This is a genomic window from Corynebacterium sp. HMSC05D08, assembly GCF_001807215.1.
GTDB classification, from domain to species: Bacteria; Actinomycetota; Actinomycetes; order Mycobacteriales; family Mycobacteriaceae; genus Corynebacterium; species Corynebacterium striatum.
On the sequence record NZ_KV788287.1, the window covers coordinates 1 to 23,113 of the forward strand.

At 61.3% G+C, this 23,113-nt stretch carries 19 protein-coding genes; 12 read left to right on the forward strand and 7 right to left on the reverse strand.

Going from position 1 to position 23,113, the window contains the following annotated elements:
• Positions 1 to 304: 304 nt before the first annotated feature.
• A complete protein-coding gene (locus tag HMPREF3148_RS13785) occupies positions 305 to 1,105 on the reverse strand; it encodes a hypothetical protein (RefSeq protein ID WP_174775850.1) in 801 nt (266 codons plus the stop codon).
• On the opposite strand from HMPREF3148_RS13785, the gene HMPREF3148_RS00445 reads away from it, so the two are divergent.
• From HMPREF3148_RS00445 to HMPREF3148_RS00465, 5 genes are all read left to right on the forward strand, one after another.
• Positions 1,104 to 1,484 carry a zinc ribbon domain-containing protein YjdM gene (locus HMPREF3148_RS00445; RefSeq protein ID WP_034657306.1) on the forward strand — a complete coding sequence of 127 codons (381 nt, stop codon included), beginning with the start codon at positions 1,104 to 1,106 and terminating at the stop codon, positions 1,482 to 1,484. The genes HMPREF3148_RS13785 and HMPREF3148_RS00445 overlap by 2 nt on opposite strands.
• Before the next feature lie 6 nt (positions 1,485 to 1,490).
• Entirely contained in the window at positions 1,491 to 1,769 is a 279-nt protein-coding gene (locus tag HMPREF3148_RS00450; RefSeq protein WP_005530846.1) for a FitA-like ribbon-helix-helix domain-containing protein, read from the forward strand.
• Positions 1,766 to 2,170, forward strand: coding sequence for a type II toxin-antitoxin system VapC family toxin (locus HMPREF3148_RS00455; RefSeq protein WP_005530848.1), 405 nt, complete (start codon positions 1,766 to 1,768; stop codon positions 2,168 to 2,170). Before HMPREF3148_RS00450 ends, HMPREF3148_RS00455 begins: the two co-directional genes overlap by 4 nt.
• Positions 2,171 to 2,319: 149 nt before the next feature.
• Positions 2,320 to 5,181: a leucine--tRNA ligase gene (gene leuS / locus HMPREF3148_RS00460; RefSeq protein WP_070508544.1), complete on the forward strand. Its 2,862-nt coding sequence runs from the start codon at positions 2,320 to 2,322 to the stop codon at positions 5,179 to 5,181.
• A gap of 225 nt (positions 5,182 to 5,406) precedes the next feature.
• Positions 5,407 to 7,239 (forward strand): DUF2339 domain-containing protein, encoded by a 1,833-nt coding sequence (locus HMPREF3148_RS00465; protein ID WP_070508545.1) that lies wholly within the window; start codon positions 5,407 to 5,409, stop codon positions 7,237 to 7,239.
• Here HMPREF3148_RS00465 and HMPREF3148_RS00470 read toward each other — a convergent pair.
• The 3 genes from HMPREF3148_RS00470 to paaZ all read right to left on the reverse strand — a co-directional run bounded on the left by HMPREF3148_RS00470 (position 7,236) and on the right by paaZ (position 11,671).
• Complete coding sequence (locus HMPREF3148_RS00470; RefSeq protein WP_070508546.1) at positions 7,236 to 7,841, reverse strand: hypothetical protein; 606 nt, start codon at positions 7,839 to 7,841, stop codon at positions 7,236 to 7,238. The two genes, HMPREF3148_RS00465 and HMPREF3148_RS00470, sit on opposite strands and share 4 nt — an antisense overlap.
• A gap of 11 nt (positions 7,842 to 7,852) precedes the next feature.
• On the reverse strand, positions 7,853 to 9,529 hold the full coding sequence (locus HMPREF3148_RS00475; RefSeq protein ID WP_070508548.1) for an FAD-binding dehydrogenase: 1,677 nt from the start codon (positions 9,527 to 9,529) through the stop codon (positions 7,853 to 7,855).
• Positions 9,530 to 9,604: 75 nt separating this feature from the next.
• A complete protein-coding gene (paaZ, locus tag HMPREF3148_RS00480; protein WP_070508547.1) occupies positions 9,605 to 11,671 on the reverse strand; it encodes a phenylacetic acid degradation bifunctional protein PaaZ in 2,067 nt (688 codons plus the stop codon).
• Between the two features lie 102 nt (positions 11,672 to 11,773).
• Here paaZ and HMPREF3148_RS00485 point away from each other — a divergent pair, with 102 nt between their 5' ends.
• From HMPREF3148_RS00485 to HMPREF3148_RS00515, 7 genes are all read left to right on the forward strand, one after another.
• Positions 11,774 to 12,172: a PaaI family thioesterase gene (locus HMPREF3148_RS00485; protein WP_049146687.1), complete on the forward strand. Its 399-nt coding sequence runs from the start codon at positions 11,774 to 11,776 to the stop codon at positions 12,170 to 12,172.
• A 285-nt stretch (positions 12,173 to 12,457) separates the two neighbouring features.
• On the forward strand, positions 12,458 to 12,553 hold the full coding sequence (kdpF, locus tag HMPREF3148_RS00490) for a K(+)-transporting ATPase subunit F (RefSeq protein ID WP_039672809.1): 96 nt from the start codon (positions 12,458 to 12,460) through the stop codon (positions 12,551 to 12,553).
• Positions 12,553 to 14,265, forward strand: a complete 1,713-nt coding sequence (gene kdpA / locus HMPREF3148_RS00495) for a potassium-transporting ATPase subunit KdpA (RefSeq protein ID WP_370450468.1) — start codon at positions 12,553 to 12,555, stop codon at positions 14,263 to 14,265. Before kdpF ends, kdpA begins: the two co-directional genes overlap by 1 nt.
• Positions 14,262 to 16,331 carry a potassium-transporting ATPase subunit KdpB gene (kdpB, locus tag HMPREF3148_RS00500; protein ID WP_053085010.1) on the forward strand — a complete coding sequence of 690 codons (2,070 nt, stop codon included), beginning with the start codon at positions 14,262 to 14,264 and terminating at the stop codon, positions 16,329 to 16,331. Before kdpA ends, kdpB begins: the two co-directional genes overlap by 4 nt.
• Positions 16,332 to 16,361: 30 nt before the next feature.
• Positions 16,362 to 16,913: a potassium-transporting ATPase subunit C gene (locus HMPREF3148_RS00505; RefSeq protein ID WP_049146693.1), complete on the forward strand. Its 552-nt coding sequence runs from the start codon at positions 16,362 to 16,364 to the stop codon at positions 16,911 to 16,913.
• A 23-nt stretch (positions 16,914 to 16,936) separates the two neighbouring features.
• A complete protein-coding gene (locus tag HMPREF3148_RS00510) occupies positions 16,937 to 19,534 on the forward strand; it encodes an ATP-binding protein (protein ID WP_049152072.1) in 2,598 nt (865 codons plus the stop codon).
• Entirely contained in the window at positions 19,531 to 20,268 is a 738-nt protein-coding gene (locus HMPREF3148_RS00515) for a response regulator (protein WP_049146696.1), read from the forward strand. The genes HMPREF3148_RS00510 and HMPREF3148_RS00515 overlap by 4 nt, the downstream gene beginning before the upstream one ends.
• On the opposite strand, the gene HMPREF3148_RS00520 is transcribed toward HMPREF3148_RS00515, so the two are convergent.
• The 3 genes from HMPREF3148_RS00520 to HMPREF3148_RS00530 are packed head-to-tail and all read right to left on the reverse strand — an operon-like array spanning position 20,256 to position 23,100.
• Positions 20,256 to 21,107, reverse strand: a complete 852-nt coding sequence (locus tag HMPREF3148_RS00520) for a 3-hydroxyacyl-CoA dehydrogenase family protein (RefSeq protein ID WP_049146698.1) — start codon at positions 21,105 to 21,107, stop codon at positions 20,256 to 20,258. The genes HMPREF3148_RS00515 and HMPREF3148_RS00520 overlap by 13 nt on opposite strands.
• Positions 21,108 to 21,135: 28 nt before the next feature.
• A complete protein-coding gene (locus HMPREF3148_RS00525; RefSeq protein WP_049146700.1) occupies positions 21,136 to 21,903 on the reverse strand; it encodes an enoyl-CoA hydratase/isomerase family protein in 768 nt (255 codons plus the stop codon).
• Entirely contained in the window at positions 21,904 to 23,100 is a 1,197-nt protein-coding gene (locus HMPREF3148_RS00530; RefSeq protein ID WP_049146703.1) for a thiolase family protein, read from the reverse strand.
• Positions 23,101 to 23,113 lie beyond the last annotated feature (13 nt).

A 23,113-nucleotide genomic window follows, 5' to 3' on the forward strand; every position in this document is an offset into this window, starting at 1 on the left:
CACGAAAGAACGCGAAATCCCAGAACCAATTAAACCTTTAGTGAATGTGCTGGAATAGGAGCCATACTGGTGACGATAGTCTTTGGCCTGGACACGCCTAGTTGATATTCGGAAGATTGTTCAAACGTTGAGGTGAGTGCCGACACTAGAATTGGCTGTCCGTCCTGTCTTCTGACTGCGTCCTTTCAGCGGTGAAAACGGCGAAAGCCCTCGTCATCCCCCAGAAAGTGACGGTGTTTCCGTCTGTGGGGAGACGAGGGCTGGTGCTTGCCCGCGGCCGAGTGGCGGGGCGTCGGCTAGCACATTAGGCGAACTGTTTGATGAGGTCTTGCAGAGCCTTGAAGTCGAACTTGACCAGACCGAGGGCCTGAGCCGCAGCGGTGATGATGCCGAAGATGAGGGCCATCACGCCGGCGCCAGCCAGACCGGCGCCTGCAGAAGAGGAGCCGTTGGAGGAACCATCGTTAGATGGCTTGTTGTCGGTGTCGTCTTCAGCGGTGTTGAACCACCACTCGTCCAGGGCCAGCTTGGCCACGGTGGTGTTGTCGATGTACTCGCCGCGGACTGGGTCGGTGCCAGAAACCTTAGCCTGGATATCTTCGGAGCCAGCGCCCTTGAAGAAGAACGGTACGACCTGGTTGGTGTGGTTGGTGGAGTACCACTCGTGGGTCGGAGCGGTGCCCTTGGTGCCGGTCTGTGGCTTCCAAGCGTCAGTCTCATCCGCGCCGGAGAGGTAGCCGGTCTCGTGGTCAGCGGTCACGATGAGCAGGGTTTCCTCCCAGGAGGAGTTCTGGTCAACCCAGGCGATGGCGGCGTCGACAGCCGCGTTGAAGTCCTCGAATGCCTGGACAGACTCGCCCTCGAGCTCCTTGGCGGTGTCGGCACCGAACGCGCCTTCAACTAGGTACTTGGACTGGCCGGTCTCGTAGAGACTGTTGGAGGCGATGTGGCCGTAGCTCATGCCGTCACCGATCATGTAGATGATGTTCTTCGGGCCAGAAGTAGCAGCGTGTGTCGGGACGACAAGGTCGGTGGTCAGGGCGGTAGTGGCTACTGCGGCCACGCTAACGCGCAGAGCGCGAGCACAGATTAGAATCCCTCTCATGACTGAAAATGCAGCTGCCACGTTGCCGCCATGCCCTGAATGTTCCTCCGAATACACCTACGAGATGCCGCCGCTCATCGTCTGCCCGGAGTGCGCGCACGAGTTCGAAGCCACCGCCGCTGGTGCGGACACCGACTCCGCTGAGCCCCAGGTAATCGTTGATTCTGTGGGCAACACGCTTGCCGACGGCGACACAGTCACCGTCACCAAGACCCTCAAGGTCAAGAGCGCGCAGCAGCCGCTGAAGTCCGGCACTAAGGTCCGCGGCATCCGTCTGAACTTTGATGCTGGAACGGGTCAGGAAGACCATAACATCGACTGCAAGATTGATGGCTTCGGTGCCATGACGTTGAAGCCGGCGGTGGTCAAGAAGGTCTAGAGGGGTTTGCCCGAAAGTGATATCGTTACTGATATCAACGGGAAGGTGGGCAGTGCGATGGCCTCATTGGTAGTAAGAAACCTTGACGACGCGATAAAAGAAGCGCTCGTGGCTCGTGCGCAGGAGAATGGCCGCTCAATGGAAGCGGAGGTGCGCGCAATTCTTATTGACGTTGTGCAACCGAAGAACATTGGGATTGCTCTTTATGAAGCAAGCAGAGATGCCGCGGTTGAATTGGAAACTCCACCACGTGATGACGAAGCGCGGGCGGTGCTTTTTAAATGATCGTACTGGACACAAATGTCGTATCTGAGGTGCTTAAACCGCGTCCGGATGACAAAGTGTTGAGTTGGATGAAAAGCATCGAGGTCCGCACATCTGTCACTGCCATGACTGTTTCGGAGCTTTATGCTGGCGTGGCTATCTTGCCAGAGGGAAAGAAGAAGGCCACGTTGCGCAAGGTCTTAGATCGCGTCCTGAGTATGTACCCAATTCTTTCCTTTGATTTTCTGGCTGCGCAGGAATACGCCGAAGTCGTTTCTAGGCGGAGACAGTCCGGGCAGCCAATTTCTACTGTCGATGCGCAGATAGCAGCGGTATGCCGAGCCAATAATGCTGTATGCGCCACCCGTAATGTCAAGGATTTTGAGAATACTGGAGTTCGACTCATTAACCCATGGGATTAGTCAAGGTGGCGCAGGCGATGTCAAAGCCAGATGATGAGGAAGCCCGCACCGCTATGTATTTCGCCCGCACCGCGGAGCGGCCGAATAAATTGAAGTTTTATCCGCCCTGACGTGCTCCGGAGCTTGTTAGGGCGCTAGACTGTGGAGCCATGACTAACCCGAGTGATTCCACCGCGCACCGCTATACCCCGGAGCTCGCCGCGCAGATCGAAAATGCCTGGCAGCAGTACTGGAAGGACAACGGTACGTTCAACGCGCCGAACCCCGTCGGCGACCTAGCCACGGAGGGCGAGGGCGCCCTTCCGAAGGAAAAGCTCAACATCCAGGACATGTTCCCGTACCCATCTGGTGCGGGCCTGCACGTGGGCCACCCGCTGGGCTATATCGCTACCGATACCTATGCTCGCTACAACCGCATGCTGGGCAAGAACGTCCTGCACACCCTGGGTTATGACGCCTTTGGCTTGCCGGCCGAGCAGTACGCCATCCAGACCGGAACCCACCCGCGCACCACCACGATGGCCAACATCGAGAACATGCGCCGCCAGCTGGGCCTGCTGGGCTTGGGTCACGATCCGCGCCGCTCCGTGGCGTCGACGGACCCAGAGTTTTATAAGTGGACTCAGTGGATCTTCCTGCAGATTTACAACTCCTGGTTCGACGAGGAGCAGCAGAAGGCGCGCCCAATCGCTGAGCTGGTAAAGGAGCTCGAGGTAGGCAAGCGCAAGACCAAGGATGGCCGTTACTACTCCGATCTGACTGCAGCCGAACAGGCCGCAGCCCTGGACGAGTTCCGCCTGGTCTACCTGTCCAACTCCACCGTCAACTGGTGCCCTGGCCTGGGTACCGTGCTGGCAAACGAGGAGGTCACGGCAGAGGGTAAGTCCGAACGCGGCAACTTCCCGGTCTTCCGCAAGAACCTGTCCCAGTGGATGATGCGCATTACCGCTTACTCTGATCGCCTGCTGGACGATCTGGAGCTTCTGGATTGGCCGGAGAAGGTCAAGTCCATGCAGCGCAATTGGATTGGTCGCTCCCGTGGCGCAGAGGTGGACTTCACCGCTGAGGGCCACAAGATCACCGTCTTCACCACTCGCCCTGACACCCTGTTCGGCGCTGAGTACGTGGTGCTGGCTCCAGAGCACGAGCTTGTCGACGCCCTGCTCTCCCCCGTCCCGTATGACGACGACGTCGACAGCCGCTGGACCTTTGGCCACGATGATCCAAAGGAGGCCGTGGAAGCCTACCGTGAGTCCATCGCCGCAAAGTCTGACCTGGAGCGCCAGGAGAACAAGGAAAAGACCGGCGTCTTCTTGGGCACCTATGCTGTTAACCCGGTCAACGGCAAGCAGGTTCCGATCTTTATTGCTGACTATGTTCTGACCGGCTACGGTACCGGCGCCATCATGGCGGTGCCGGCGCACGATACGCGTGACTACGAGTTCGCCACCGAATTTGGCCTGCCAATTACGGAGGTTGTCTCTGGTGGTGACATCAGCAAGGAGGCGTTTACTGAGTCCGGCAAGGCCGTTAACTCCGCTAATGATTCCATCGACCTGAACGGCAAGTCCAAGGAAGAGGCAATCGCGGCCATCATCCCGTGGCTGGAGGAGCAGGGCATCGGCCGTGAAAAGATCCAGTACAAGCTGCGCGACTGGCTGTTTGCACGCCAGCGTTACTGGGGCGAGCCCTTCCCCATCGTCTATGACGCTGAAGGCCAGGCTCACCCGTTGCCAGAGTCCATGCTGCCGGTCGAGCTGCCGGAGGTAGAAGACTACAAGCCGGTCTCCTTCGACCCAGACGATTCCGATTCCTCCCCGCAGCCGCCGCTGGCCAAGGCCCGCGGATGGGTGGAGGTGGAACTCGACCTTGGTCTGGGTCAAGGGACCCAGACTTACTACCGTGATACCAACGTCATGCCGCAGTGGGCAGGTTCTTCCTGGTACCAGCTGCGCTACATCGACCCGCAGAATTCGGAGGAATTCTGCAGCTTGGAGAACGAGCGTTACTGGACGGGACCTCGTCCTGCGGACTTCGGTCCCGAAGATCCAGGAGGAGTTGACCTCTACGTCGGCGGCGTCGAGCACGCGGTGTTGCACCTGCTCTACGCCCGTTTCTGGCACAAGGTCCTCTTCGACCTCGGTCACGTTTCCTCCAAGGAGCCGTACCGCCGCCTGTTCAACCAGGGCTACATCCAGGCCTATGCTTACACCGATTCCCGTGGCGTTTACGTCCCGGCTGCCGAGGTGGAGGAAAAGGACGGCAAGTTCTACTACAACGGTGAAGAGGTCAACCAGGAGTACGGAAAGATGGGCAAGTCCCTGAAGAATGCCGTGGCTCCGGATGACATCTGCCGCGACTACGGTGCCGATACCCTGCGCGTTTATGAGATGTCCATGGGTCCGCTGGATACCTCCCGCCCGTGGGCAACCAAGGACGTCGTCGGTTCCCAGCGCTTCCTGCAGCGTCTGTGGCGTCTGGCCGTCGACGAGCAGACCGGCGAGCTTGCTACTAGCGACGCCGAGCTCACCGAGGATGATCTCAAGGCCCTGCACCGCGCCATTGCCGGTGTGCGTGATGATTACGAGAACCTGCGTCTGAACACCGTGGTGGCTAAGCTCATCGAGTACGTCAACTACCTGACGCGCACCTACGGCAACTCCGCCGAAGGCGCTCCGCGTGCTGCGGTCGAGCCGATTGCGCAGTTGGTCTCCCCGATTGCTCCGCACATCGCGGAGGAGCTGTGGAAGCGCTTCGGCCACACCGAGACCATCACCTACTCCTCCTTCCCCACCTTCGAGGAGAAGTACCTGGTAGATGACGAGATTGAGATTCCAGTCCAGGTCAATGGCAAGGTCAAGGCGCGCGTCAACGTGCCTGCCGACGCCGACGAAGAGGCCGTGGTTTCCGCCGCACTTGCCGACGCCCGCATCGTCGAGCTGACCGAGGGCAAGAACGTGTTCAAGAAGATCTACGTCCCTGGCCGCATGGTCAACCTGGTGGTTAAGTAAGCGCTAAATCATCACAAACCGAGGGCCTGCGCCACGTCTAGGAGCAGGCCCTCTCCCCTATCTGTGCTGCTTGCCGAGGCCACGAGCTGTACGCTCGCGCCATTGGCTGATGGTCCACTGCTGTGCAGCAAGCGCTGGTGAGTCCTGCGGAGTAGATGGTTTCGAAGGCATAACGAAATACTACGTGCGGTGGTGGACACGTGCGTTTCACGGTAAGTCTAAGACATGAATGAAAATAGGGAGCTTTTCCTCGACGCAATGCGTCGGCTTGAGATTGCAGAGCGCGCGCTTGGCGATGCCCGTGCCCGCCTCCTCGAATATGGTCAGCAAATGGAAGGGGCTGCGCAGCCGAGCCAGTCTCCGGCCCCTGCGTCGGCGCCGCAGCACGAAGCGCCTGCGCCGCAGGCTCAGTCTGGTGTTCCGGCTTATCCGCACTCAGCGTCGCAACACTCAGCGTCGCAGCACTCGGCTCAGCCGCAGCTCCCAGTTCAGCCGCCGAAGCCGCGCGACCGCGAGAAGACGCTCATTGGTGCGGTGGCCGTGGGTGGCGCGCTTATCACGCTGGCGGGCGTGGCCTTCCTTGTGGGACTTGCCATTCAGGCGGGCCTCCTGGGGCCGGTGGGCCGCGTCGTTCTGGCTTACATCGTGGCGGGTGCGCTGCTCGGGGCCGGATGGTGGTTCCGTGACAAGGCGGCACCGGCCGGTGTGACCGCCTTGATGGCCACTTCCCTATTTGCGGCGCTGGCCACGACGTTCCTGGTGGTCACGTGGCTGGGCTGGTGGCCGGCATGGCTGGGAGCGGTGCTCATGGCGCTCATCTATGGCGGATTCGTGGGTTACGCCCACCGTTTCCGTCAGGGCTCATTCACGCAAGAGTGGATGGCCACAGGCGCAGGTATCGCCGCACTCTCCTACCCCAGCGCAGTGGCACCCGCGCACGTTGGCGGTGCCATGCTCGTTGTCCTGATCCCGCTGGTTACCGCCGTCTACAGCGTCTTGTGCCGCAGTGAGCGCATGGCCGAGGTGCTGCGCGCTATCGCCGGCATCGGGCTTGCCGTGATCATGGTGGAAGTCGCCGTCCGCAGCAACCCCTTTAGTCTGCCCTCGTTGTGGATTGCCATCGCGTGCAGCTTGCTCGCCATCGCGGCTGTAGCCATAGTGGTCTACTTCCCCACCGTCAAGGCGGAATTTGGCTTTGCGTTCTTGGGGCTGCTCGCCCCGGGCTTCCTGCTGGTCACTGCCCTCATTCGCGCGGACGCCATCCTCGCCGAGTGGATGGCCGTTGCTGCCCTGGCTGTCATCGTGGGTATCGCCTGGCTTGGCAACTCCGTCATCAAGGATTGCGCACTTGGTGCTATCCCCGTGGTCTATGCCCTGGTCATGCTGGACACCATGGCGGGCTGGACTGGCACAGCCCCCACAGGGACCATGGCGGTAGTCCTGACGTTTGTCCTAAGCGGGCTCTTCTTCGCAGCATTCGTGCTGCTCCTCCATGCGATGAGCAATGCTTTCGTCCTGGCCGCCTGGTTCCTGGGTTCGCTCATAGTGCTCACCCCGCTTCTCGGTGGTGTGCTCTTTGATCCGCCTGCCCTCGCTGGCATGGAGCCACTTGCCGAGGGCATCGTCCTCACCGTGGCCCTCCTCGCGGGCTACCTGTTGCGCCAGCGTATCCCCCACTACGAGCGCCGCGGAGTCGCAGCCGCACTGCTGCTCTTTGTACTCCTGCTCAGTCTTCTTGCCACGGTAGGCACAATCGCCTCGGCAGCCGCGATCGTGGCGGGAGACGCGGGCCTCAAGACTGCCTACCTGGCTTCGCACGCCCTGGTTTCAGTGGCGTGGATGGTCCTTGCTGCCCGCCTGCTTCTTGCCGCGGAGCAGCGCTTTACCGCCGTCGGCGTGCTGCTTGCCATTGTGGCGGTGGCCAAGCTGACCTTCTTCGATCTCGCGGCCACAAGCGGTATCTTCCGCGCGCTCGCCTTCCTGCTCAGCGGCATTATCTTGCTGACCATCGCGGTGCGTCGCCGCGGCGTCGACAAGCCGCGCCGCGAACAGGTCTAGGCCTCGTCCCAGAAAGGAGTAGCGCAGACGGCCACGGCGTCGATTGCCGCGTGCGCGGGCGGATTCTCCTCGAAGACCACCGCAAACCCGGCCACGTGGCCCACCCAGAATTCATTTTCGGTGAGCTCATGCACGTGCTTCGCGACGTCCTTTACCTCACCCGTCACCCGCACCCGCGGCGTGAGCATGCTGGGCTTGTAATTGCTGTAGAAGCGTTCCGTGTCGGGGGCCTCGAAGTCCGCGGTAACGTGGTGACCTGCGGGTTCCACGTGCGTGGCCAGGAGTGCGGGGTACAGCGTGCCCTGCAAAGCCTCGCCACCGGCAGGGTTGCCGGCAGGGAGGGAAAAGGGGGCGTCGACAAGCGCGGCGAAGCGCTTACCTGCAGTTTCTACCACCCCGATGAAAGGCGTGGCCCTGTAGATGGTGCCCTGCTGGGCCGAGCCGCGGAAGGTGACCACGTAGGTCTGCTCATCCTCGTAAGCCATGCCCGTGATGCAGATGCCTGAAGGATCGCGGTGATAGAGGACCTCGTCAAACGCGGGGTCCTCATGGGAGCGCGCGACCTCGTGGAGCTCGTCGACGGTTTCCAAAAAGATGTCCATGATGGGCCATCTTAGCTGCGCGCGAGAGCCTCGCCTACGCGCTTGCCAGAATGGATGCAGCCGCCCAGGAACGTGCCCTCGAGCGCGTTCTTGCCATGCATGCCACCGCCGCCGAAGCCGGACGCCTCGCCGCAGGCATACAGGCCGGTCAGGACGGATCCGTCGGGATTGAGGCAGGCGCCGTCGAGGTTGGTTTCGATGCCGCCCAGCGTCTTGCGGGTGAGCACCTTGAGGCGCACCGCGATGAGTGGGCCCTTGTCGAGCAAGCGATGCGGGGCCGCGCAGCGAATCAACTTGTCGCCCAAGAAACCGCGAGCGATGCGGATGTAGTTGACCTGAGCGTCCTTGGAGAACGGGTTGTCGAGCTGCGCGTCGCGATCCTCAATGATCTTGCGTAGTTGGTCCACATAAATCTTGGGTGAACCCTCTGGACTGATGGAATTCATGCCTTTGACCAGGTCTTCTAGGTTATCTTCAACAACCCAGTCGATGCCGTTGTCCATGAAAGCTTTGACGGCCACATGGGTGCCTGAGCCGAGCTTGCCGGCCAGCTTCTTGAACTCCTTGTCTGTGAGATCGGGGTTCTGCTCGGAGCCGGAGAAGATGAACTCTTTGTCCACGATTTCCTGGTTGAGCACGAACCAGGAGTAGCCATGCCCGGTGTTGGTGATGTGCGACAGTGCGGCGAGGTTATCCGAACCTGGGAAGAGGTTGGTGGGCAGGCGATTGCCTTCCGCGTCGAGCCACAGGCTGGATGGGCCTGGGATGATGCGGATGCCGTGCTCTGGCCAGATGGAATCCCAGTTGCTCATGCCCTCGGGGTAGGCCCACATGCGGTCCTGGTTGACGAGGTTGGCGCCGGCCTTGCTGGCGATGTCGATTCCGCGGCCGTCGACATGCGCGGGAACGCCCCTGACCAGCTCCTCTGGGCATTTACCCCAGCGCTCAGTGGGCCACATGGTGCGCACTTTCTCAAGGTTTCCGCCGATGCCGCCGGTGGCAATCACCACGGCCTGGCCACGGAGCTCAAATTGCTTGACGACTTCCCTTCCGCTCGCCTCACCACGCACCTGGTCGGTGGGCGCCAGGGCCGAACCCTTCACGCCGACGACGCGCCGTGCGCTCCCGTGCCCCTCGGTGATGAGCTCGTCGACGCGGTGGCGGAAGTGGAATTCCACTTTGCCTTCCTTCTCGGCCTTCTCAAGAGGTTCGCGGAAGACACGGACTACCTCAGGGCCGGTGCCCCAGGTGAGATGGAAGCGGGGGACTGAATTGCCGTGCCCGGAGGCGTCGCCCGAACCGCGCTCTGCCCAGCCAATGGTGGGCAGCACGTTAAGTCCCAGTTTCTTGAGGTAAGAGCGCTTTTCATTTGCGGCGAAGCGAACGTACTCACGGCCCCACTTACGCGGCCAGTAGTCGTGTGAGTCTTCGGTGGTGACTTCGTCGTAGTCGGCGGAGTTGGCCCAGTCGCGCCAGGCCAGCTCCTCGGAGTCTTTCACGCGCATGAGCTTTTGCTCAGGGGAGCCGACGTAAAACAGGCCGCCAAGTGACCAAAAGGCTTGTCCGCCCAGGTTATTGCGGTTTTCCTGCTCGAGGAAGATGACGTGCTTGCCGCCTTTGAAGGCCTCGTAACCTGCGACCATTCCTGCCAGCCCAGTGCCGACGATAATGACTGAGTTCTCTTTCATGCACAAAAGCATACGGCAGAAATGTGACCTGTGACGCAGTTTCCTTAATCGCGGCGGCAATAACGCCTATTCGTATTACTGCTGCGCGTAGATGGTGTCGACCTTCTCCACCAGGGTCAGGACGTCGTAGGACGCAACCAGCTCGTCGTGCTGGTTGTAGAGGGCGGCATCCCAGCAGACCTCGCCATAATCGTCGGTCACGCGCGGGGTAATGCGCTTGGCGGTGAGCTCGATGCGGATGGAATCGTCGTAGGTAACCGGGGTGATAAAGCGCAGGTTCTCCAAGCCGTAGTTCGCCAGAACGGGACCTGGCGCCGGCTCCACGAAAAGGCCTGCGGCCCAGGAGACCAGGAGGTAACCGTGTGCGACGCGGCGTGGGAAGAAGGGGTTCGCGGTGGCGGCCTCTTCGTCGGTGTGGGCGTAGAAGGTATCACCGGTTGACTGTGCAAACGCGGTGATGTCCTCGAGGGAGACCTTGCGCAGGTCCGACGCGAATTGGTCGCCGATCTTGAGGGTGGCTAGGTCCTTGCGGAACGGGTGGACACCCGCGCTGGAGACGACGTCGGCGCGGGTCACGCGCTGCACGCGCGCACCGCGGTGCCACTGGCCGGTGATGGCGGTGAGGTGATCAGGCGTGCCCTGGATGGCGGTGCGCTGCATGAAGTGCTTGATGCCGCGCACACCACCCAGTTCTTCGCCGCCGCCGGCGCGGCCCGGGCCACCGTGGACGAGGTGCGGGAGGGGAGAGCCGTGGCCGGTAGACGTCTTCGCATCATCGCGGTCGAGGAAGTGCAGGCGGCCGTGGTGGGCAGCAATGCCGAGTGCGTACTCGCGTGCCAGCTGCGGGTCATGCGTAATAACGGAGGCAACCAGCGAACCAGAGCCCAGGGCGGCGAGCTCAACGGCCTCGGCGGGGGAGTCGTAGCCCAGGAAGGAGACGACGGGGCCGAAGGCTTCGGTGTCGTGGACCGCTGGGGTGCGGTTATTGGCAAAGCGCAGGATAGTGGGGTTGAAGAACGCGCCCTCGGCCTCCTCGCCGCCGTAGACTACCTCGCCGCCGCCGGCCTTGAGCTTCTCGACGGCCTTCGCGACGTCCTGCTTCTGATCTGCGGAGACCAGCGGGCCCATGGTGGCGGAGGCGTCGCGCGGATCGCCCACGACGACCTTGTCGCGCAGGCGTGCGCTGAGGGCTTCAATGGTGGCGTCGACAAGCGCATGCGGGACGATGGCGCGGCGGATGGCAGTACACTTCTGACCCGCCTTCGAGGTCATCTCGCCGAAGACTGCCTTGACGAAGGCCTCGAACTCCGGGGAGTCCGCGGTGACATCGGTACCCAGAATGGCAGCGTTGAGGGAGTCAGCCTCCGCGCTGAACTGGATACCGCCCTCGATGACGTTGCGGTGTGCGCGCAGAGTATTCGCAGTATCGGCAGAGCCAGTAAAGGCCACGTGGTCGCGGTAGTCCAGGTGATCCAACAGGTCACGGGCGGAGCCGGAGATGAGCTGCAGGCTGCCTTCCGGCAGGATCCCGGAATCAATCATGAGGCGCACGCAGGCTGCGGAGATGTAGCCGGTCGGCGTGGCGGGCTTAACAATCGAGGGCACGCCCGCGATGAAGGCTGGGGCGAACTTCTCCAGCATGCCCCAGACGGGGAAGTTGAAGGCGTTGATCTGCACCGCAACGCCAGGGATGGAGGTGTAGATGTGGCGGCCAATGAAGGAGCCGTCCTTGGAGAAGACCTCTGCCTCGCCGTCCGGCATGACGGTGGAGTTAGGCATCTCGCGGCGGCCCTTCGAGGAGAAGGTGAACATGGTGGAAATACCGCCGTCGATATCGACGAAATTATCGCTCTTGTTGGCGCCGGCCTGGTTGGCCAGTTCGTAGAGTTCCTCGCGGTGATCTTGGAGGTAGATCGCGAGTTCTTTGAGCTTGAGGGCGCGCTCGTGGAAGGTGAGCTTTTGTAGTCCCTCGCGCCCGATGCTACGGGCGTAGTCGATGGCGCCGGCGATGTCGAGGCCTTCGGCGCTTACTAGGGCGACAACGTCCCCAGTTGAGGCATCGTGCACGTCAGCAACGCGCGAGGGATTGTCCGGGGTGAGCCACTGGCCGGAGAGGTAGCTGGGGACGAGGGCTTCAGTCATAGCGAAAAGATTGGCCTTTCCATTAGTTTCCGAACGGTTGGTCAGTAAATACAGGCTAGTATAGTCTGCGTCACATTTCTAGGGTTAAGTAAGGAGTGCAGCATGGCCGCAGAGGTTTGGAAGATTCAGTTGGGTGAGCTGGACAAGAAGATGGGTGTCGAAATCCTGGAAGAGTCGGCTAAACGGGTGGTAGCAACCATGCCGGTGGAGGGCAATACCCAATCCTTCGGGCTGCTCCACGGCGGTGCCATGGCCTGCATCGCCGAGGCCGTCGGCAGCTGGGCGGCGGTGATTCATGCTTCGACGCTGGGCAAGGTCGCCGTGGGCGTGGACATCAATGCGACACACCACGCTTCCGGGCGCTCGGGTCTGGTTACGGCGACGGCCACCGCCATCAAACTGGGCAAGACGCTGTGCTCCCACGAGATCGTCATTACAGATGAGGAGGGGAGGAGGCTGTGCACGGCACGCATCACGAACGCGCTCGTTGACCCTAAGTAGGCGGGGGTAAAGGCGGGTGTAAATAAAGCGTAAAAATCGGGGTAGAGAGGCGTAAAGAAGCCGCAAATAACCGGTAGGTCCCAGGGGGAACGGGCCTAACGTCAGTGCTCGGCAGGTGCACTATGCACCGGCGCTTGGTGCTTTGGGGCACCGGGCACACCTAGTATCGCTTTCACCCAAGGGGGTCTCTCCCACATGTTGGACATTCTGGTCATTGTGATCGTGGTCCTTGCGTTCAGCGGTCCTTCCTCCATCAACGAGTTTATGGACGGAGACGCGTAGAACATGAACACCATCACAGCAGTCATCGGGCTCATCATTGTTGTCGCGCTCGTGGCTTATCTCATCATTTCCCTTATTGACCCGGAGCGTTTCGCATGATCGCTAGCATTGCGGCGGTGGCGCCGCAGTATCTTGCCCTCCTTGCACTTCTAGCGGCGGCCTACGTGCCGCTGGGCAATTGGATGGCCCGCACATATACCTCTGAAAAAGACTGGGCTGTCGAGCGCCTTGTGTACAGAATTTTGCGTATTGACCCTAACCGGGGCCATAACGCCAAGAACTACACTCGTGCGCTGCTGGGCTTCAGCTTGGCCTCCGTCCTCGTCCTTTACGCAGTGCAGCGGCTCCAAGCAGTGTTGCCAAGCTTTGGCAACGCCCGCGAAGACGCAGTGGAGCCGTGGATGGCCTTCAACACCGCGGCTTCTTTCACCTCCAACACCAACTGGCAGTCCTACTCGGGTGAAGATACCCTGACCAACGCCTCCCAGATGTTGGGCCTGACCGTGCAAAACTTCGCCTCAGCCGCAGTGGGCATGTGTGTTGCTGTTGCCTTGATCCGCGGCATCGGCCACTTGGGTTATGACCGCGATACGTTGGCAACCGAGAATGGTCAGCACCTCATCGGCAACTTCTGGGTGGACCTCACCCGCGGCCTCGTCCGCATCCTGCTTCCCCTGTCGCTATTCATCTCCACCGTGCTCGTCCTCGGCGGAACCATGCAAACCTTTGGCTCGAACCTGGTTACGGAGTCCGGTGTAGATATTTCCCGTGCTCCCGTGGCCAGCCAGGAAGCCATTAAGCTCCTGGGTACCAACGGCGGTGGCATCTTCGGTGCCAACTCTGCGCACCCGTTTGAGAACCCGACCGGCTTTACCAACCTGGTGGAGATCTTCTCTCTGCTTGTCATCTCTTTCTGTATGATTCGCACGTATGGTGTGATGCTCAAGTCGCAGAAGCACGCGTGGACGCTGCTCAGCGTGGCTGGTGGTTTGTGGACCGTCATGGTTGTTCTGGTGACTTGGGCACAGCACACCCTTGTCGGCGGTGCGTCTCAGTTGGCAGGCGCCAACATGGAAGGTATCGAACAGCGACTAGGCATTGATGCCTCAGCACTGTTCGCCGTGTCTACCACGGGTACCTCGACTGGTGCGGTGGATTCTATGCACGATAGCTATTCCCCACTGGGCGGTGGTCTGCTCATCCTCAACATGCTGCTGGGTGAAATCGCGCCGGGCGGCGTGGGTACTGGCCTCTATGGCTTGTTGGTTGTGGCTATCCTCGCTGTGTTCATCGGTGGCCTCCTAGTGGGCCGCACACCGGAGTTTATGGGCAACAAGATTGGCCGCAAGGAAATTTCAGCGGTCAGCCTGTACATCCTCACCATGCCGGTTCTGGTTCTTGTGGGTGTCGGCGCTTCCGTGGCGCAGCGCAAGCTCGTGGAAGCTTCAGCGACCAACTTCGGTGCGCCGGGAACGGCTGATAATGCCCACAGCCTGTCGGAAGTTCTTTACGCCTTTACCTCGGCGGCGAATAACAACGGTTCTGCCTTTGCTGGACTGACGGTGACTGAGCCCTGGTGGCAGATCACGTTGGGCTTGGCCATGCTGTTGGGTCGCTTCCTGCCGATCGTTTTCGCCCTATACCTGGCCGGAAGCCTGGCAGGGCAGAAGCGCCAGGCCACCACCGCAGGCAGCTTGCCCACGTCCGGCGTCACCTTCTCCCTGTTGACCATCGGCGTCATCCTGCTGGTCGCAGCACTCACCTTCTTCCCCGTCCTCACCCTGGGTCCCATTTCGGAGGCACTATCATGACAACCCACACCATCACCGCTGAGCCGGATAAGACTCCTCATAGCAACGCACCGGAGAAGAACAGCGGCCTCGCGGCTGCGGCGCTGAAAACGCTGCCGAGCAAAATGTCCCCGCTCGCCCAAGCACGCAACCCCGTGATGTTCGTCGTGTGGGTCGGCGCCGCACTGACCACTGTGTGGTCCATCCTCAACCCCAGCTTTTACGGATGGGTTGTGACGGTATGGCTGTGGTTCACCATTGCCTTTGCCGCCTTCGCCGAGGCTTATGCTGAAGGCCGTGGCAAGGCCCAGGCAGACAGTCTGCGCTCTGTGCGCGATGATGCCACCGCCAATCTCATTACTGACTCTGGCATTGAAGTGGTCCCCGCGTCCGGGCTGACCAAGGGTGCCATCGTGCGTGTGGAAGCAGGGGAGACCATCCCGGGTGACGGTGACGTCATCGAAGGTGCTGCCACCGTAGATGAATCGGCTATTACTGGTGAGTCGGCCCCTGTGGTCCGCGAGGCCGGCGGTGACCGCTGTGCCGTGACCGGCGGCACCGTGGTGCTCTCTGATTCCATCAAGGTCAAAATCACATCCGAACCGGGCTCCACCTTCGTTGACACCATGATCGCCTTGGTGGAGGGCGCGGAACGCCGCAAGACTCCGAACGAGATTGCGCTGAGCATCCTGCTCTCCACGCTGACCATCCTCTTCCTCGTCGCCGTCGCTGCGCTTGCCCCGATGGGTCTATTCACCGGCGCGGAGCTTTCGCCACTATCCCTTATCGCTCTGTTGGTCTGCCTAATCCCTACCACCATTGCCGCCCTACTTTCGGCAGTCGGTATCGCCGGAATGAACCGCCTCGTTCGCCACAACGTTCTGGCCACCTCCGGCCGTGCGGTGGAGGCAGCTGGTGACGTCGCCACGCTCCTCATGGACAAGACAGGCACCATCACTTACGGAAACCGCCAGGCCACCGGCCTGATTGTGGCTTCGGGCGTTGACGAGCGCGAGGCTGCAGCGATTGCTCGCATTTCCTCCCTAGCGGATGAAACCCCAGAAGGTCGCTCCATCGTGGCCTGGCTGACTGAAAACTACTCCCTGTCCAGCGAAGGAGATACAGAAGCGCGGAGTGCGGAGGTCGTTCCATTCAGCGCGTCGACGAGGATGTCCGGTCTCGACCTGGCTCACCGCAAGCTGCGCAAAGGCGCTGGCGATGCCGTACGCAAGTGGGTGACTGAAGCAGGTGGCACCTGGCCGCAAGAGATCGAGGATTCCGTAACCCAGATTGCACAAGACGGTGGCACCCCGCTGCCTGTCGCTGTGGAAGAATCCGATGGCAGCCGCACGGTTATTGCGGTGGTGCAACTGAGTGACGTCGTCAAGCCCGGCATGGCCGAGCGCTTCGCTGAACTGCGTCAGATGGGTATCAAGACCATCATGGTGACCGGTGACAACCCGCTGACCGCAGCAGCCATTGCCAAGGAAGCCGGCGTCGATGATTACATCGCCGAAGCTACTCCAGAGGACAAGCTCGCCCGCATCCGTGAGGAGCAAGCACAAGGCCGAATGGTGGCCATGACGGGTGACGGTACTAACGACGCCCCGGCGCTGGCCCAGGCGGACGTGGGCGTGGCCATGAACACTGGTACCTCCGCGGCGAAGGAAGCTGCCAACATGGTGGACTTGGATTCTGACCCGACAAAGCTCATCGATGTCGTCCGAATTGGCAAGCAGCTGCTTATCACCCGCGGCGCGTTGACTACCTTCTCCTTGGCCAATGACCTGGCGAAGTACTTTGCCATCCTGCCGGCGCTTTTCTCTACGCAGTTGCCGCACTTGGAGCGCCTCAACGTTATGCACCTACATTCCCCTGAGTCCGCCATTGTGTCCGCAGTTGTCTTCAACGCGCTCATCATCGTCGCGCTCATCCCATTGGCGCTCAAGGGTGTGTCCTACAAGCCGGCCTCCGCGTCCTCACTGTTGCGTCGAAACCTCGGCATCTGGGGTCTCGGCGGTGTTATTACCCCCTTCATCGGCATCTGGGTTATCGACCATGTCGTCTCCCTCCTTCCAGGCCTATAAAGAAAACCTGCAAAGAAAAAGGAAGCAATAATGCGTGTTTATCTGCGTAATCTCATCGCCGGATTCGTCGCCGTGTTCTTATGCGTCGTCGCGCTGGGCATGATCTATCCGGCCGCGGTGTGGGGAATATCTCGCATCACCCCGAAATCTGCCGAGGGAAACCTTATCTACCAGGGTGAATGCCTGGTCGGTTCCACTCAGATTCAGGATGGCTTGGAAAATGGCCCCTACTTCTTCGCCCGCGCGGAAGGTATGAGTAACTACGGCACATCAAGCACGGAGCTAGAGAAGGCCATCCGGGAACGCCGAGAGGAGATTGCTCAGCGCGAAGGCGTATCAGTGGAGCACGTGCCTGCCGATGCCGTTACCGGCTCCGGTTCCGGCGTGGATTCCGGCATCAGCCCTGAGTACGCGGAGCTGCAGGCTCCGCGTGTGGCCCGGGAACAGAGTATGCGTATCGAAGACGTGAAGAAGCTGATTGCAGACAATACTGAGCATGCCAGCCTGGGTTTCTTGGGTGAGGACACGGTAAATGTGACCACACTCAACATTGCATTGCCCACGCCTACCCCCTGCTCATAAAGATCAGCTCATAAGATGAAGCAATGTTGACCGAACCGACGACACCCCCGACGCGGGTCAAACGCGGCACCCTGAAGATTCTGTTGGGCGCCGCTCCCGGCGCGGGCAAAACCTGCGCCATGCTCAGCGAAGCGCACACGCTGGTCGACCAAGGCCGCGACGTTGTCGTTGGGGTCGTGGAAGACCACGGGCGCGCGTACACCAAGGCCCTGTGCGAGGGGCTGGAGATTGTACCGAGGCGCGCTGTCGAGGGCATTTCCGCGGGTGAAATGGACACCACGGCGGTTATCCAGCGGCACCCGGAGATCGTTCTCGTCGATGAGTTTGCTCACTCTAACCCGCGCGGCGAGGTTCACGAGAAGCGGTGGGAAGACATTGAGCAGATTCTGGACGCCGGAATTGACGTCATGTCGACTCTCAATATCCAGCATCTGGAGAGCCTCAACGACGTTATCAAGCAGATCACGGGTATCGCGCCGCAGGAAACAGTGCCGGACGAGGTAGTACGTGCTGCCGATGAGATCGAGCTTGTTGACGTTTCCCCTCAGCTGTTGCGCACCCGTCTGAGCGACGGCCACGTGTACCGTGAGGCACGCATTGAGCCTGCACTCAACAACTACTTCCGCGTGGGAAATCTCACCGCGCTGCGCGAGTTGGCACTGCTGTGGCTAGCGGATCAGGTTGATGAGGCACTCATCACTTATCGCTCGGATCAGAAAATCACCGAAACGTGGGAAGCGCGTGAGCGGGTGGTTGTGGCCATCCAAAACGTTGCCCATGCTGAGACTCTTATCCGCCGCGGGCGGCGCATTGCGACAAAATCCTCGGCGGAATTGCACGTGGTCCACGTTGTTTTCGGTGATTCCTTCACCTCTCGTTCCTCCTCGGTGGGGGGATCAGCGCAACAGCTCGCCCGGCTGCAGTCCTTAGCCCAGGATGTGGGCGCACGACTGCACCAGGTTACCGGGGACAGCGTCCCAGAAGCCCTGCTTAATTTTGCCCGGAGTGTCAACGCCACCCAGCTCGTAGTGGGGGTCTCGCCGCGGCGTCGTTTCGGCGTGCACTGGCACGGTACGGTAGCGGAAACGGTGCTGCGTGAATCCGGCTCGATTGACTGCCACATAGTCAACCTTCCCCCGGAAAAACCACTTCCGCTCACACGGATGCTGCATCCTTTCCGCCCCTTCCCGCAGCGTGCCATCGCGTGGCTTAGCTCAGCGTTAGCTTTCGTGGGGCTCACTGCGCTGTTGGTGCAGGCGGACGGTCAGGATTTGGGAACAGGTACTTGTTCCGCGTTCTACTTTGCGCTCATCCTGCTTGTCAGTTTGCTGGGAGGCCTGTGGCCGGCCGTAGTGGTGGCGGTGGCTTCCGGCCTAGCGGTCAACTGGTTCTTCACCGTGCCGATCCATACCTTCGATATTGCTGATCCCGCTAACGCCGTGATCGCCGTAGTCATGGTGGCTATTGCGCTGGCCGTCGGCATGCTCGTGCGCCGCGCCAAGATTGAGCGTGCGAACGCGGCTATTGCTGCGCGCGATGCCGAGCTACTCACGGTGTTTTCCCGCGCCGCCTTGAATCGCCGCGCGGATTCTTCCCCGAAAGATGCCGTGATGCGCAAGGTGGGGGAGGCTTTTAATTGTCGTAGAGCAGAGCTGCTGGATGAAAACGGTGACGTTCTTGCCACCTGGCGCGCAGCTACCCCCGAACGCACCTCGAAACACCTTCATATTCCCGAAAAAATTCGCCATGAACAGGAAGTGGACACCGTTGTTGCGAGCGCAGATGGCACGGTTCAGCTGCGTCTCGAGGGCCCGGCATTGTCTGCTCGTGACCGAGGTCTGGTCACCGTGGTAGCGGGCTATCTCGCAGGCATTGCTCGCCGCGAAAAGCTCTCTGCTGAGGCCGCGCGCGCAGATGCGATAGCCGCTGCTGACGAGTTGCGCCGAGCGCTGCTGTCTAGTGTGAGCCACGACCTGCGTACCCCGCTGGCGACGGCCAAGTTGGCGGTGTCCTCGTTGCGCAACGCTGACATTGAATTCACTCCCGAAGACCAGGACATGCTTTTGGCAGAAACTGCGGCGAGCATCGAGGAACTTACCGGATTGGTAACCAACCTGCTGGATTACTCCCGGCTCACAGCTGGCGCCATAACCGCCCGCCGAGACATCGTCGAGGTGGCCGAAGTGGCTAATCGCGCCATCGCTTCCTGTGCCTTTGGGCATTCCCGAGAGCAAATTGGGCGCATTCACCTTGACCCTAGCGTGCGTGGAGTTACGTGCTGCGCGGATACGGCGCTCATGGAGCGCGTCTTGGCCAATCTCTTCGATAACTCCTTGCGCTATGCGCCAACCGGCGACGTTACTTTGAGTGCCCAGACCACCACCGAACAGGTAGAACTGATGGTCGTCGATGAAGGCCCGGGCATCCCACCGGAGAAGCAGAAGGAACTGTTCCAAGCGTTTCAGCGTTTGGGTGATACCAGCAACGACAACGGAGTAGGCCTTGGTCTTTCTGTTGTCCAAGGCTTTGTAGAGGCCATGGGCGGTAGCATCGAGGTGGCTGCCACCCCGGGCGCAACCTTTATATTGCGGTTTCCCGTCGCGGGAGGAGAACAAAAATGACGACGAAGAAAACCAGCATCGCCATTGTGGACGATGACCCCCGCCTACTTAATACGTTGAGTATTAACTTCAAGGCTCGTGGCTACGAGGTTCACCAGGCGCGTACAGGCGCAGAGGGACTACAGGTGGTGTCGCAGCAGCAGCCAGACGTTGTGATTTTGGACATGGGGCTGCCGGATATGGATGGCACCGTCGTGTTGGAAGGAATCCGCGGGTGGTCTGCGGTACCGGTCATCATCCTGACGGCGCGCTCCGATCCGCTGTTTAGCGCCGCAGCTCTCGACCGCGGCGCGGACGACTACGTGACCAAGCCCTTCTCTATGGAGGAGCTTCTAGCCCGCGTGAGAGTGGCGTTGCGGCATGGTAGCCCACAGAGTCCGGTGAGGCGCACTGAGATCGCTGTGGTTCGCGCCGGGGATATCGTGATTGATGTTCCGCACCATTCCATCACCAAAGGTGGCGAGCCGCTGCATCTGACACCCACTGAGTGGGGCGTGCTCACTACGCTACTTCGCGCCCACGGTGGCTTGGTGCGCAAGGAGGACCTGCTCTCTGAGATCTGGGGTCCCGGCTTTGAGGGGCAGGGGCACTACCTTCGCATTTACACCTCCCAGTTGAGGCGCAAGATGGAGGATGACCCCGCCCACCCACGTTTTCTACTCACAGAGCCCGGCTTGGGTTATCGCTTTGTGGTGCCAGAGCCAGGCAGAGAAGAGTACGGTTACTCGGAATAGTCGTAGAAGCCTTTGCCGGACTTGCGGCCCAGCTCCCCGCGGGCGACCATGTCGCGCATGAGCTGCGGCGGGCTAAAGCGCTCACCCAGCTGGGATTCGAGGTATTCGGCGATGCCTAGGCGTACGTCCAGCCCGACGATATCGGTCAGCTCCAGCGGGCCGATGGGGAATTTGTAGCCCAGCACCATGGCATTGTCGATATCGCGCGGTGAGGCTACGCCTTCCTCCACCATGCGGATGGCCTCCAGCGCAATGGCCACGCCGAGGCGGGAGGAGGCGAAGCCGGGGGCGTCCTTGACCACCACTGCGGTCTTGCCCAGGCCCTCGACCCAGCCCTTGGCGGCGTCCACGAGCGTGTCCGGGGTGGACTCGGCAACAACCACTTCCACCAGCTTGGAGGCCGGAACCGGGTTGAAGAAGTGTAGGCCGATGACATCGTTGGGGATGCTTTCCGCCAGCTGCGATACCGACAGCGAGGAGGTATTGGTGGCGACGACGGCTTGCGGGGCTGCTTCGGCGATATCCCGGAAGGCGGCTACCTTGAGATCCATCGATTCTGGAACTGCCTCAACCACGAGGTCGAAACCAGCAAAGGCGGAGGCGGCGGTGGAAAAGCTGAGACGCTCATCCCAGGATTCGAAGGTGCCCTCCGCCCCGCGGTCGAGGGAGCCGCGGATGGCCTTGTGCACGCGCTCGCGGGCGGCCGCCACGGCATCCTCGTTGATATCCACCACGGTCACGGACGCGCCGGAGGCCAGGAAGGCGTGAGCAATGCCGGCGCCCATTCGGCCGCCGCCGAGCACACCAACCTTGGCAGGAACCTGCAGTACTGGGGACATGATTTAACTCTCCTTGTGAGTGGAAGGTTTATTTCTTGCGGTCCAGGAAGGCCTGCATCCGCTCAAACTTGGCGGGGGACTCAAAGAGCACGGCCTGGGCGATGTTGTCCACCGCCGGGTGCGCCGCATCAGGCATGGAAATGAGCTGCTTGGTCAAGCGCACGGCCAACGGGTCTTGCTGGGCGATGCGCCCGGCTAGGTCTAGGGCGCCGTCGACAAGCGCATCCGGCTCGTGCAGTTCGCTGACCAGGTGGCTGGCTAGGGCTTCTTCGCCGTTGAGGATGCGCCCGGCCAGCAGGATCTCCTTCGCCAGCGGGGTGCCCACGCACTCCTTGAGGCGCCACGTGGCACCCGCGGCGGCAGCGATACCCAGGCCGGCTTCGGGCTGGCCAAACTTGGCAAAAGGAGTGGCAACCCGGAAGTCGGCGGCCAGCGCCAGCTCCAATCCGCCGCCGAGAGCGTAGCCATCCACCGCCGCGATGACGGGGGCGGGAAGGGAAGCGATGCGGTGGAAGATGCCGGAGTTGATGCCACGGAGGGCATCCTCGCGGCGGCGCTCACGAAGCTGCGCGATGTCCGCCCCGGAGGCGAAGATCCCGCGGGGGCCCTTCGGGGTATCCACCGTGCAGCCGGTGATGATGAGGATGCGGGGATCGGACTCGAGCTGCGCGCAGAGTTCGTGGAACTCCGCCACCATCTGCTCATCGATGGCGTTGCGCACCTCGGGGCGGTTGAGCTTGGCGACGACGATGTCGTCCCTCTCACCGCGCGTTGAAATCTCAATGGCAGTCGTCATTTACACCCTCTCAATCGCAATCGCGGTACCCTGGCCCACGCCCACGCACATGGTGGCGATGCCGCGGCTCAGCCCGTCCGTTTCTAAGCGGTTGAGCAGGGTCAAGGTGATGCGGGAACCGGAGGAACCCAGCGGGTGGCCCAGCGCGATGGCGCCGCCCCAGGCGTTGACCTTGTCCTCATCCAAGCCCAGCTCGCGGATGCAGGCGATGGACTGTGAGGCAAAAGCTTCGTTGAGCTCGATGGCATCCACGCTGTCCAGCTCCCAGCCGGCGCGCTCGAGCACGTCGCGGGTCGCCGGGATGGGACCGGTGCCCATGATCTCCGGGCGCACACCGCGCGCGGAGTTGGCGACAACGCGGGCACGTGCGGTCAGGTTGTGCTTCTTGAGGGCCTCGTCGGAGGCGACAATGACGCAGGAGGCGCCGTCGTTCAGCGAGGAGGCGTTACCCGCTGTGGTGACGTCACCCAGGGAGGTCACCGGGCGCAGCTTGGCTAGGACCTCCATCGTGGTGCCGGGGCGGGGTCCCTCATCGGTGTCAACTACCGTCACGTTGCCCTTGCGGTCGGTGACCTCCACCGGCACGATTTCCCGGGCGAACTTGCCGGCCTCGATAGCGGCGAGTGCGCGTTCTTGGGAACGCACCGCAAAGGCATCGGCGTCCTCACGGCTAATGCCAAAGACGTTGGCTACTTCCTCGGCGGTTTCCGGCATGGAGTAGGTCATCTTCTCCTGCTCCGCGAACTTCGGGTTGGCAAAGCGCCAACCAATGGAGGTATCAAAGACCTGTCCTGGCTTGGCAAAAGGCTTGTTTGGCTTTTCCATGACCCAGGGGGCGCGGGACATGGATTCGACGCCGCCCGCCACGACGATATCTGCCTGGCCGGACTCCACGAGGGCGGTGGCCAAGGCAATCGAGGACATGCCCGAAGCACACAGGCGGTTGACCGTAATGCCCGGTACGGTGTCCGGGAACCCGGCGAGCAACCAGGACATGCGGGCAACGTTGCGGTTTTCCTCGCCGGCGCCGTTAGCGTTACCGATGATGACTTCATCCACCGCGGAAGGGTCGAGTCCGGCCTCCTCCACCGTCTTCTTGATAGCGGTGGCCATGAGGTCATCGGGGCGAACCGAGGACAGTGCGCCGCCGTAGCGGCCCACGGGGGTGCGGAAGCCGGATACCAGGTATGCAGTCATGTGATTCCTTAGC

Coding starts and splice junctions, on each gene's coding strand:
- HMPREF3148_RS00485 (WP_049146687.1), top strand. CDS start 11,774: ATGGCCGCAGAGGTTTGGAAGATTCAGTTGGGTGAGCTGGACAAGAAG.
- kdpF (WP_039672809.1), top strand. CDS start 12,458: ATGAACACCATCACAGCAGTCATCGGGCTCATCATTGTTGTCGCGCTC.
- kdpB (WP_053085010.1), top strand. CDS start 14,262: ATGACAACCCACACCATCACCGCTGAGCCGGATAAGACTCCTCATAGC.
- HMPREF3148_RS00470 (WP_070508546.1), bottom strand. CDS start 7,841: ATGGACATCTTTTTGGAAACCGTCGACGAGCTCCACGAGGTCGCGCGC.
- HMPREF3148_RS00475 (WP_070508548.1), bottom strand. CDS start 9,529: ATGAAAGAGAACTCAGTCATTATCGTCGGCACTGGGCTGGCAGGAATG.
- HMPREF3148_RS00465 (WP_070508545.1), top strand. CDS start 5,407: ATGAATGAAAATAGGGAGCTTTTCCTCGACGCAATGCGTCGGCTTGAG.
- HMPREF3148_RS00510 (WP_049152072.1), top strand. CDS start 16,937: ATGTTGACCGAACCGACGACACCCCCGACGCGGGTCAAACGCGGCACC.
- HMPREF3148_RS00525 (WP_049146700.1), bottom strand. CDS start 21,903: ATGACGACTGCCATTGAGATTTCAACGCGCGGTGAGAGGGACGACATC.
- HMPREF3148_RS00530 (WP_049146703.1), bottom strand. CDS start 23,100: ATGACTGCATACCTGGTATCCGGCTTCCGCACCCCCGTGGGCCGCTAC.
- HMPREF3148_RS00520 (WP_049146698.1), bottom strand. CDS start 21,107: ATGTCCCCAGTACTGCAGGTTCCTGCCAAGGTTGGTGTGCTCGGCGGC.
- leuS (WP_070508544.1), top strand. CDS start 2,320: ATGACTAACCCGAGTGATTCCACCGCGCACCGCTATACCCCGGAGCTC.
- HMPREF3148_RS13785 (WP_174775850.1), bottom strand. CDS start 1,105: ATGAGAGGGATTCTAATCTGTGCTCGCGCTCTGCGCGTTAGCGTGGCC.
- HMPREF3148_RS00455 (WP_005530848.1), top strand. CDS start 1,766: ATGATCGTACTGGACACAAATGTCGTATCTGAGGTGCTTAAACCGCGT.
- HMPREF3148_RS00445 (WP_034657306.1), top strand. CDS start 1,104: ATGACTGAAAATGCAGCTGCCACGTTGCCGCCATGCCCTGAATGTTCC.
- HMPREF3148_RS00515 (WP_049146696.1), top strand. CDS start 19,531: ATGACGACGAAGAAAACCAGCATCGCCATTGTGGACGATGACCCCCGC.
- HMPREF3148_RS00505 (WP_049146693.1), top strand. CDS start 16,362: ATGCGTGTTTATCTGCGTAATCTCATCGCCGGATTCGTCGCCGTGTTC.
- paaZ (WP_070508547.1), bottom strand. CDS start 11,671: ATGACTGAAGCCCTCGTCCCCAGCTACCTCTCCGGCCAGTGGCTCACC.